Source organism: Vibrio sp. 10N.261.52.A1, assembly GCF_002876325.1.
Taxonomy (GTDB): domain Bacteria; phylum Pseudomonadota; class Gammaproteobacteria; order Enterobacterales; family Vibrionaceae; genus Vibrio; species Vibrio chagasii.
Genome location: NZ_MCYD01000838.1, coordinates 1 through 2,802 on the forward strand (window position 1 = coordinate 1; position 2,802 = coordinate 2,802).

Annotated in this window: 1 protein-coding gene; it reads left to right on the top strand. The window is 49.0% G+C overall.

Annotation, left to right across the window (positions count from 1 at the left end):
* The coding region (gene purL / locus BCT81_RS17835; RefSeq protein WP_102425321.1) for a phosphoribosylformylglycinamidine synthase at window positions 1-2,766 on the top strand (2,766 nt) is incomplete at its 5' end.
* Window positions 2,767-2,802 lie beyond the last annotated feature (36 nt).

The window sequence follows — 2,802 nt, forward strand, 5'->3', positions numbered from 1 at the left end:
AACAACGAATTTGGTCGTCCAAACCTACTAGGCTACTTCCGTACTTATGAAGAGAAAGTAAACTCTCACGCAGGTGAAGAAGTACGTGGTTACCACAAGCCAATCATGCTTGCTGGTGGCCTTGGTAACATCCGTGACGAGCACGTTCAGAAGAAAGAGATCCCAGTAGGTGCAAGCCTAATCGTTCTGGGTGGTCCTGCAATGAACATCGGCCTTGGTGGCGGTGCGGCATCTTCAATGGATTCAGGTTCTTCTTCAGAAGATCTCGATTTTGCTTCGGTACAACGTGAAAACCCAGAGATGGAACGTCGTTGTCAGGAAGTTATCGACCGTTGTTGGCAGCTAGGTGATGCGAACCCAATCGCATTCATCCACGATGTGGGCGCGGGCGGTATCTCAAATGCACTTCCTGAGCTAGTAGATGATGGCGAGCGTGGCGGTATCTTCAACCTACGTGACGTGCCAAACGATGAGCCGGGCATGAGCCCACTTGAGATCTGGTGTAACGAATCTCAAGAGCGTTACGTAATGGCCGTTGCAGACAAAGACATGGCAACGTTTGACGCAATTTGTAAGCGTGAACGTGCACCATACGCTGTGGTTGGTAAAGCTACTGAAGAGCGTGAACTTAAACTTGAAGATTCACACTTCGACAACACGCCAATCGACATGCCGATGGACATCCTATTAGGTAAAACACCTAAGATGCACCGTGATGCGAAAACGCTAAAAGCGAACAACCCAGCGATTGACCGCTCTGGTATCGAAATGAACGAAGCGGTTGACCGTGTTCTTCGCTTGCCAACTGTCGCAGAGAAAACATTCCTAATCACTATCGGTGACCGCTCGGTAACTGGCCTTGTTGCTCGTGACCAAATGGTTGGCCCATGGCAGGTTCCTGTTGCTAACTGTGCAGTAACGGCAGCTAGTTACGACTCTTACCACGGTGAAGCGATGTCTCTTGGTGAGCGCACGCCAGTGGCACTACTAGACTTCGGCGCATCGGCTCGCCTAGCAGTTGGTGAAGCAATCACAAACATTGCAGCAACTAACATCGGCGATATCAAACACATTAAACTGTCGGCGAACTGGATGTCTCCAGCGGGTCACCCAGGTGAAGATGCAGGTCTTTACGAAGCGGTGAAAGCTGTCGGTGAAGAGCTATGCCCAGCTCTGGGGCTAACTATCCCTGTGGGTAAAGACTCAATGTCGATGAAGACGAAGTGGGAAGAGAACGGCGAGCAGAAAGAAGTAACGTCTCCGCTATCTCTTGTTATCACTGCATTTGCTCGTGTTGAAGATGTTCGTAAAACAATTACGCCTCAGCTTCGCACTGACAAAGGTGACACTTCACTAGTTCTTATCGACCTAGGTAATGGCAAAAACCGTCTAGGTGCAACGGCACTAGCGCAAGTTTACAAGCAGCTTGGTGATAAGCCAGCAGACGTAGACAACGCAGCTCAGCTAAAAGGTTTCTACGAAGGCATTCAAGCACTGGTTGCTAACGACCAAGTAGTGGCTTACCACGATAAAGGCGATGGTGGTTTATTCGTAACACTGGCTGAGATGGCGTTCGCGGGTCACTGTGGTGTTAATGCAAACATTGAAGCGCTAGGTGAAGATACTTTAGCTGCACTATTTAACGAAGAGCTAGGTGCGGTAATCCAAGTTCGTAACGATGACCTAGATGCTGTTCTTTCTACGCTTGCAGCTAACGGCCTAGAAGCGTGTTCACACGTGATTGGTTCTGTTGAAGCTTCTGATGAGTTAGTGATTAAGTCTGGTGAGTCGGTTGTGATTGAACGTAACCGTACTGAACTCCGTACTATCTGGGCTGAGACGACGCACAAGATGCAAGGTCTACGTGACAACCCAGCATGTGCAGACCAAGAGCATGAAGCGAAGAAAGACAACTCAGATCCGGGTCTAAATGTGAAACTGAGCTTCGACGTAAATGAAGACATTGCTGCACCGTTCATCAACACTGGCGCTAAGCCTAAGATGGCGATTCTACGTGAGCAGGGTGTTAACTCTCACGTTGAAATGGCAGCAGCATTCGACCGTGCTGGCTTCGAAGCAACTGATATTCACATGAGCGACATCCTTACGGGTCAAGCGGTTCTAGAAGAGTACAACGGTCTTGTGGCTTGTGGTGGCTTCTCTTACGGTGACGTACTGGGCGCTGGTGAAGGTTGGGCTAAGTCAGTTCTGTTTAACGATTCGACTCGTGAGCAATTTGCAAACTTCTTCAAGCGTGAAGATACCTTCTCTTTAGGTGTGTGTAACGGTTGTCAGATGTTGTCTAACCTGCGTGAGCTTATCCCAGGTGCTGAGTACTGGCCACGTTTCGTTCGCAACGAATCTGAGCGCTTTGAAGCTCGTTTCAGCCTAGTTGAAGTTCAGAAATCTGATTCTGTATTCTTCAACGGCATGGAAGGTTCTCGTATGCCAATCGCAGTTTCTCACGGTGAAGGCCGCGTAGAAGTGCGTGACAACGACCACCTAAATGCGATTGAAAATTCAGGTACGGTTGCTTTACGTTATGTAGATAACCACGGTAACCCAACGCAGCAATACCCGAACAACCCGAACGGTTCGCCAAACGCTATTACAGGTTTAACAACGACGGATGGCCGCGTGACTATCATGATGCCTCACCCAGAGCGTGTATTCCGTACAGTGGCTAACTCTTGGTCTCCAGAAGGTTGGGGCGAGAACGGTGCTTGGATGCGTATGTTCCAAAACGCTCGTAAGAATGTAGGTTAATCACTTTCTTACAGGTCGCATTAATCTAGGCTAGGT